This window comes from Arthrobacter sp. Bi83 (genome assembly GCF_918698095.1).
In the GTDB taxonomy this organism is placed as follows: Bacteria; Actinomycetota; Actinomycetes; order Actinomycetales; family Micrococcaceae; genus Arthrobacter.
In genome coordinates this window covers 1-7,937 of the sequence record NZ_CAKKLY010000089.1, presented here as the reverse complement: position 1 = coordinate 7,937, position 7,937 = coordinate 1, and the positions used below count along the sequence as shown (strand labels likewise).

The following is a 7,937-nucleotide window of genomic DNA, read 5'->3' as shown; positions in this document are numbered from 1 at the left end:
GCGCTGCTGCCACGGTGCCCGGCGGAGCCTTGGCGACGGCCGTGGGCTCCGGCGCCGGCAGCGCGTTGTCGATCTTCGTGGTCTGCGAATCGTAGATGCGGGCCAGGTTCGAGAGGTACGCCACACCGGCCACAGGAATGGCCAGCAGTAACACGAGTATCCCTGTCAGGATTCTCCGCCGCCGGTTCGCCAAGAGAGCGGTGGAGGAAGCGGCAGAAGCCGCTTCAGCCGGATCAGGCCGGGCATCCATGAACGGACGCTATCACCAATTCCGGGCGGAGAGAACGACGGCGGCCGGCCGGGTTTGGCGGTCCGTTGCGGTCCGGTGCGTGAAGGCCCGGGTTTTGGAGGGGGCGTTCAAACGGGTGCGTTCAGCCGGGTGCGTTTGAGCGGACGCGTTCAAGCGGGCTCGTTCAGCCTGGTGTGTTGAGCCGGGCGAAGCGGAGGACGGAGATGATGGCCGGGGCCAGTTCGTCTTCCATCTGGCTGTAGTACTCGGCGCTGCGGCGGTAGGGGTCCACGACGTCGTTGTCGGCTGCCTCAGGGGCCAGGGCGAGGTGCCTCACGGACGCTGCCCGGGCCGGGAGCTTGCGCCAGAGCTTGGTGTTCGCGGCGAGCCGGTCGCCGTCGTTCTGTTCCTTCTCACTCGCGTTCTCCCGTTCCCCGAGGACATCCAGCATCCGCGCGAACTCACGGATGGTGAAGGTGCGCTTGAGCAGCGACGCGTCCAGCTGCAGGACCTCGCCGCGGTGCGCGGAGGTCATGGTCAGGACCAGGTCCACCCGACGGAGTATCTTGCCAGTGAGCTGGCGCGCGGCAAAGCCGTCCGCGGTGCCGCCGAAGGTGCGGATGATGTCCGCGGACAGGGGCTGGACGGGATCGCCCACCATGGCGCGCGTGCCGGCGCTGCGGACCTCGAAGCCGCCGGGCAGAACCTGGTCAAGCCCGGCCTGGAGGAGCCGTTCCGCCACGGGGGAGCGGCAGATGTTCCCCGTGCAGACTGTCAGTATCCGGACGGGTGCAGGCGATTCCACGGTTGATGCTCTTTCCGGTGGTTCGAGGATGGACAGTGTTCAGTCTCGAACCTAACACCCGCGGGCCTCAGGGAAGCCGGAGACGCGGGCAGGGGTCACATTTGGCAGTTCCCGCCTGGCGCAGTCGGGCTGGGAGACGGCAGCGCCTCAAACGCGTAGGGTGTTCCGACCTTTTCCTAGGGCGCCTTTGTCAGGCTCTGGACACCTGGTCGGACGGTGCTCCCTTTGAAGCTCGGCCAGTCCGTTGGACCCGGCACACCCCATGATGCCGGGTCCGGCGGCCCTCGCCCAGGCTTTTGCGAACGAGATCTCCGCACCAACCGTCAGTGACATCCTGACAGATATCGATCAAATCGACTGGCGGTAGCCGAAGAACTCGTGGTCGTTGTTGTAGCCACCGAGACCGCCTCCTACTTCGGCGAAATCGTTGACAAATTCGATTCCCTTGATCCATTTGACCATCTTGAATCCGAGCTCGGTTTCGTTCCGCAGTCGCAGCGGGGCCCCATGGCCAAATGAGACCGGTTGGTCGTTCATGTCGTAGGCGAGCATCGTCAGGTGGTAGCTCATTTGCTCGATGGGTTGGGCGTCGTAGTAGAGGCCGCCTTCGGGGCCGAGAGCGAAGGAGTAGAAGATCACCCACTTCGCGTCCGGTGTCGGTTTGACGGTCTCGAGAATTGTCTGCATGGAGACACCGCCCCATTTGGCGACCCCGGACCAGCCCTGGATGCAGAAATGCTGGGTGATCTGCTCCTGATGCGCCAGAGCCCGGAGCTGATCGAGGTTCAGCTCGACGGGGTTCTCAACGAGGCCGTTGACGACGAGGGTGTAGTCGGCGAAATTGCCGGCTTGCAGCTGCCGGTATTCCTCAGTGGCCGGGTACTTGCCGTTATGCCAGAAGTATGGGGAGATGTCCTGCTCGGTGTACTGGCCAGGCTTGGAATCGATGTGCTCGAACAGGCGCTGGAATGGGCCGATCAGGGCGAAGCCGACCTTTTGCACGACCCGAGGGTGCCGGTAGGTGAATGGCGTTGCTGCCACCCAACCCATGGTCGCGACAACCATTGAGGCCGCGAAAATCCAGAACCCGGTCCACGACTCGGTGTCCTGGGAGGCATACATGTGATTCAGGTTCCGAAGGACACCGGTGGTGGTCACGAGGGCTACGTGGATGACGATAAAGACGACGAACCAGCACAAGACCAAGAAGTGAAGCGACCGGGCGACCTGGATGCTGAACAAGGAACTGATCCGCCGGAACCGAGTGGAAAGCGACGGCGACATCCCCAGCCCGGTGAGAAGAGCCAGCGGGGCGGCGAGGAAGACGGTGACGAAGTAGGCGATTAGTTGCAGGCTGTTGTAGTTGATCCACCCGCCCTCGACAGGCCAATCCAACGACAGGTATTGAATGGCCACCGAGACAGCATTGGGAATCACGTCCCAATGCAGCGGGACCAAGCGCATCCACTGTCCGGTGGTGAACAGCAGGATGAAGAAGACGGTGCCGTTTGCCAGCCAAAGCGTGTCGATGCCGAGATGCCACCAGCGGGCCAGTCCGATGGAGTGCCGGCGGCCGGGCAGGCCGATACCGTTCGGGAGGGTGATGGAATCCTCTTTTGCCGTGTAGAGCGGGTCCGAAGGAACCGGCTTCTGCACCCTAAACCAGTCCTTGCCCGGGGTGGAGTGTTTCGTCCAGTAGAGCCGCGGGTGGTCGGTAAGGATGGTGAGGCCAGAACGGATGATAAAGATCATCAAGAACAGGTTCAGGAAGTGCTGCCAGCCGAGCCAGGCGGGAAATCCCACGGGAGCGGTGATGGGCAGCCCGGACGTCCCCGGAAATTGATGGATGAAGTCCTGCACGGCCGGGAGACCGCGGATTCCCTTGGCAACGGCGACCGCTATCAGCAGGAGGAGAAGCCCGATCGGTATCAGCCACAACAGGTTGAACCATTTGGTCTGACCGATTCTCACCCGGGGTGCAACCCCGTATTGGGCGGGGATGCCGCCGGCCCAGTCCTCATCGACCACGGTGTATCGCTGGCTGTCGAGCTCCGACCGGAAACTTGCCCGCGGCCGCCCGGCGCCGTCATCGGGGGCGGGGAGTGGCCGGTCTTCCGAGGAAGGGTCCATTATCGGAGCTTACGGCACGGGCCAGCAGAAACCAGGGGCCAACCGACGAGCGCCGGGAGAACGCACAGGCATCTGACAATCGCTGAACGGGCGCCGGGAGAACGCACAGGCATCTGACAGCCAATGGAACGGTGAAAAAGTCGTCATGCCGAACTGACTGTCGCACCGCGGATGCCGGTGAAAAGGATGATCACATTCTGATTTGCGGTTCAAAATACCCAAAATATCCGCAAATGGGGGATCATGGAGCCATGCCGAAAATCCGCGTAACTGAAGCAGCACGCTTCCTGGGTGTCAGTGACGACACCATCAGGCGCTGGACCGAGAACGGGATCCTGACCCCGGTCAGGGATGAGTCCGGCCGGCTGGCCGTTGACGGGCTGGAGCTGGCGCACCTCGCCCGCGACCAGGCCCAGCTGCCAGAGGACCCCACCCGGGTAGGCAGCTCGGCGCGCAACCGGTTCGTCGGGCTCGTTACGGGGATCACCGCGGACAAGGTCATGGCCCAGGTCGAACTTCAGTGCGGCCCCTTCCGGGTTGTGTCGCTGATGAGCAGCGAAGCCGTCCGGGAACTCGGGCTGGAGCTCGGATCCGTCGCCACCGCCGTCGTCAAAGCCACCACCGTCATCATCGAAACACCCCAGGGAAAGAGCATCATATGAGCGGCGCCCGCAAGCCTCTAGCCGCACTGCTGGTTGCCGGCGCCCTGAGCCCCGCCCTGGCCGGCTGCGCCGCCGGCACCGCCTCCGCGCCTGCCGGCACCTCCGCGGCCACCGGCACCTCGGCGACGCCGGCACTCTCCGGCACCGTCACGGTCTTCGCCGCAGCCTCCCTGAAAGCGACTTTCACCAAGCTGGCCAGCGACTTCGAGGCCAAGAACCCCAGCACCAAAGTCACGCTGAACTCCGCCGGGTCCTCGGACCTGGTCACCCAGATCACCCAGGGCGCCCCCGCGGACGTTTTCGCCTCAGCCGACACTAAGAACATGGCCAAGCTCACCTACGCGAAGCTGATCGACGGCCAGCCTGCGAACTTCGCCACGAATGTGCTGGAGATCGCCGTCCCGCCGTCCAACCCCGCCTCCATCAGATCGTTCGCCGATCTGGCCAAGCCGGGCGTGAAGGTGGTCACCTGCGCTCCCCAGGTTCCCTGCGGCGCCGCCACCGACAAAGTCGAAAAGGCCACCGGCACCACCCTGAAGGCCGTCAGCGAGGAATCCTCCGTAACCGACGTCCTGGGCAAGGTCACCTCCGGCGAGGCCGACGCCGGCCTCGTCTACGTCACCGACGTCAAGACCGCCGGAGACAAGGTCAAGGGCATCGCCTTCCCCGAATCTGACCAGGCCGTGAACACCTACCCGATCGCCGCCGTCGGCACCAGCAAGAACAAGGAACTGGCCGCGGCCTTCATCGCCACGGTCACCGGCAGCCAGGGCAAGAAAGTCCTGACCGACGCCGGATTCGGCACCCCCTAAGGGACAGCATGAACCACCGCAGCGGCTCCGGGTACACCGGCATCCCGCCATGGATTTACGCAATCGCGGCGGCAGGAGGACTGTTCGTCCTGCTGCCGTTGGTGGCCATGGTGGCCAAGGTCAACTGGCCCCAGTTCGTCCCGCTGGTCACGTCCGAATCCTCGCTCACCGCCCTGGGCCTGAGCCTGCGCACGTCCGCGGCGAGCACCGTCTCCTGCGTCGTCCTCGGCGTTCCGCTGGCACTCGTCCTGGCCCGGAGCCCGTTCCCGGGCCAGCGGCTGCTGCGCGCGTTCGTCCTGCTGCCCCTGGTCCTGCCGCCCGTCGTCGGAGGCATCGCCCTGCTCTACACTTTCGGACGCCAGGGCCTGCTCGGCAAGAACCTCGAACTGGCCGGAATCCAGATCGCCTTCTCGACCACCGCCGTCGTCCTCGCACAGACTTTCGTCGCGCTGCCGTTCCTGGTGGTCAGCCTCGAAGGCGCCCTGCGCACAGCCGGCAACAAATACGAAGCGGTCGCAGCCACCCTCGGGGCACGCCCGAGCACCGTGCTGCGCCGCGTCACCATCCCGCTCGTCCTGCCCGGCCTTGCCTCCGGCGCAGTCCTGTCCTTCGCCCGCAGCCTCGGCGAATTCGGTGCCACACTGACCTTCGCCGGCAGCCTGCAGGGCGTGACCCGCACGCTGCCGCTGGAAATCTACCTGCAGCGGGAAACAGACGCCGACGCCGCAGTCGCACTTTCCCTCGTCCTCGTCGCCGTGGCGGTCGCCGTCGTCGGGCTCTCCTACCGGCACCCCCACACCGGCGCGGCACCGGAAAGGGCCCTGCAGTGACCTTCCATCTGAACGCCATCCTCGCCGCGCGGAACTTCGACGTCTCCCTCCGCCTCGGGCCGGCCGAGACCATCGCCGTCCTCGGGCCCAACGGTGCCGGCAAATCAACACTGCTCGCCATCATCTCCGGCCTGCTGCGCCCCGACACAGGCAAAGCCACGATCGGCGAAAAAGTCCTCTTCGACCTGACAGCAGACAAGAACCTCTGGAGCGCCCCGCACATCAGAGGCACGGCACTGCTGGCCCAGGAAGCACTCCTTTTTCCACACCTCAGCGCCCTGGACAACGTCGCGTTCGGACCGCGCAGCGCCGGCGCCTCCCGAACCGAAGCCCGCGAAACGGCAGCGCACTGGCTCGCCGAAGTCGACGCCGGATCCCTCGCTTCACGGCGACCCGGACAGCTCTCCGGCGGTCAGGCACAGCGGGTGGCCGTCGCCCGCGCCCTCGCCGCCGACCCTGACCTGCTGCTCCTCGACGAGCCCATGGCCGCCCTCGACATCCACGCAGCACCCCTGCTGCGCCGGCTCCTCAAACGCGTCCTCGCCAACCGCCGCGCCATCATCATCACCCATGACATCCTTGACGCCCTCATGCTGGCAGACAGGGTGATCGTCCTCGAGGACGGCCGGATCACCGAGGAAGGCCCCACGCGCGAAGTCCTCGAAAAACCGCGCAGCCGGTTTGCGGCCGGGCTGGCCGGACTGAACCTCATGACGGGCAGTGTCACCGAGCAAGGCCTGGTGACGGCCCAAGGGCAGATCGTCGCGGGCCATCACGACGACACCACCGTGCCCGGGCAGGACGGCGTGGCGGTCTTTCCCCCCTCGGCGGTTTCCGTGTTCCTCACCGAAGAGCACGGCAGCCCGCGAAACTCATTCCCGGTGGCCATCACCGATCTGGAGCCACACGGCGATCAGATCCGGGTCCGCGCGGGAGGCCTCTCCGCAGACATCACCCCGGCCGCGTCGGCCGACCTCGGCCTGATACCCGGAATGACCGTCCACTTCGTCATCAAGGCGACCGCCATCGCCATCCACCCGGCCTAGCTCCGTGCGTCCCGGTTTCATGGAACTCTCAGGAAACCTTCACGTTCCTGCCGGGGCCGGCGTGACACCATGGGCTCCTACACGGACGGTGCTGCGCCTGTGCATCAGGAGGCAAGAACTCATGACGGCTGAAAGCTCCTCGCAACTGCCCCGCGGCAGAGGACGGTTTCGCCGCGCCTCGCTCCTGCTGGCCAGCATCGCAGTGGTGGCAGCGCTGGCCGGCTGCGAGGCGGCTCCCGGCCCCTCGCCGTCGCAGTCGCGCACGCAGCCGGATGCCGGAAAACAGGCCCATGTCTTCGTGATCAACCTCGAGAACAAGTCCTACGACAGCGTCTGGGGCGCCGATTCCGCCGCGCCGTACCTGTCGCAGACGCTGCGCGGGCAGGGCGTGCTGCTGAGCCAGTATTACGCCATCGCGCATCTGTCCATGCCCAACTACATTGCCCAGCTGTCCGGGCAGGGGCCCAACCCCGCCACGAGGGAGGACTGCCACACCTATGAGCCGCTGAACTCCACCGGGACAGCTGCCCTTGGCCAGGTGGAGGGCATCGGGTGCGTCTATCCGGATTCTGTGCCCACGCTCGCAGGCCAGCTCAGCGCCGCCGGCAAAACGTGGAAGGGCTACATGGAGGACATGGGAACGCCCTGCCGCCATCCCGAGCCCGGCACCAGGGACACGAACCAAAACGCCAACGCTGATGGCCAGTACGCCACCAGGCACAACCCCTTCGTTTACTTCACCTCAATCACGTCCTCGCCCGAGTGCCAGGCCAACGTGGTCGACTTCAGCAACCTGTCCGCCGACCTCAGGGCGGCGGACACGACGCCGAACCTGTCCTATATCACCCCCAACCTGTGCAACGACGGGCACGACCACCCCTGTGCCGACGGGCGGGAAGGCGGCCTCGCAACCTCTGACGAATGGCTCAAGCAGCACGTCCCGGAGATCCTGTCCTCCCCAGCCTTCAAACAGGACGGGGTCCTGGTGATCACCTTCGATGAGTCCGAGGGGAAGGAAAGCGCGTCCATGGCCATTCCCGGAGGTGCAGGCGGCGGCCGCATCGGCGCCCTCGTCCTGTCATCGCGGACCAAGGGCGGGACAACGTCCGAACGGCCGTACAACCACTACAGCCTCCTGGCCAGCTTGGAGGACCTCTTCGGCCTGCCGTACCTCGGCTACGCTGCGGCGCCGGACGTGAACCGCTTCGGTGCAGATGTGTACAGCAACGGCTCCTGATCCCTTCGGCGCTTCCGGTTGAGCGCGAACGAACACTCGAGGCCCTCTTGGGTTCTAGCGGTCGTTGCAACACCTGTTGGTTAGGTGGTTAGTAGTAAAGCACGTAAACGCTCGGCTGGGGTTTCCCAGCCGAGCGTTTTACGTGGCCGGCCGTTGAGTTTCTGAGCGACGAGTTCGAGGTCTTCG

At 65.4% G+C, this 7,937-nt stretch carries 7 protein-coding genes and 1 pseudogene; 5 read left to right on the top strand and 3 right to left on the bottom strand.

Features of this window, described 5'->3' with window-relative positions; genetic code table 11:
- The 3 genes and pseudogenes from LQ144_RS22360 to LQ144_RS22350 all read right to left on the bottom strand — a co-directional run.
- Positions 1–250, bottom strand: a pseudogene (locus LQ144_RS22360) (hypothetical protein); the annotation flags it as partial.
- Between the two features lie 163 nt (positions 251–413).
- Positions 414–1,034 carry a low molecular weight phosphatase family protein gene (locus tag LQ144_RS22355; RefSeq protein ID WP_230121444.1) on the bottom strand — a complete coding sequence of 207 codons (621 nt, stop codon included), beginning with the start codon at positions 1,032–1,034 and terminating at the stop codon, positions 414–416.
- A gap of 348 nt (positions 1,035–1,382) precedes the next feature.
- Positions 1,383–3,164, bottom strand: coding sequence for a molybdopterin-dependent oxidoreductase (locus LQ144_RS22350; protein ID WP_230121443.1), 1,782 nt, complete (start codon positions 3,162–3,164; stop codon positions 1,383–1,385).
- A gap of 251 nt (positions 3,165–3,415) precedes the next feature.
- On the opposite strand from LQ144_RS22350, the gene LQ144_RS22345 reads away from it, so the two are divergent.
- The 5 genes from LQ144_RS22345 (at position 3,416) to LQ144_RS22325 (ending at position 7,751) form a co-directional block, all read left to right on the top strand.
- On the top strand, positions 3,416–3,826 hold the full coding sequence (locus tag LQ144_RS22345; protein WP_230121442.1) for a TOBE domain-containing protein: 411 nt from the start codon (positions 3,416–3,418) through the stop codon (positions 3,824–3,826).
- Positions 3,823–4,638, top strand: a complete 816-nt coding sequence (gene modA / locus LQ144_RS22340; RefSeq protein ID WP_230121441.1) for a molybdate ABC transporter substrate-binding protein — start codon at positions 3,823–3,825, stop codon at positions 4,636–4,638. Before LQ144_RS22345 ends, modA begins: the two co-directional genes overlap by 4 nt.
- An 8-nt stretch (positions 4,639–4,646) precedes the next feature.
- Positions 4,647–5,468, top strand: a complete 822-nt coding sequence (locus LQ144_RS22335; protein ID WP_230121440.1) for an ABC transporter permease — start codon at positions 4,647–4,649, stop codon at positions 5,466–5,468.
- Positions 5,465–6,514, top strand: coding sequence for an ABC transporter ATP-binding protein (locus LQ144_RS22330; RefSeq protein ID WP_230121439.1), 1,050 nt, complete (start codon positions 5,465–5,467; stop codon positions 6,512–6,514). The genes LQ144_RS22335 and LQ144_RS22330 overlap by 4 nt, the downstream gene beginning before the upstream one ends.
- Before the next feature lie 121 nt (positions 6,515–6,635).
- Positions 6,636–7,751 carry an alkaline phosphatase family protein gene (locus tag LQ144_RS22325; protein WP_230121438.1) on the top strand — a complete coding sequence of 372 codons (1,116 nt, stop codon included), beginning with the start codon at positions 6,636–6,638 and terminating at the stop codon, positions 7,749–7,751.
- The last annotated feature ends 186 nt before the right edge of the window (positions 7,752–7,937 follow it).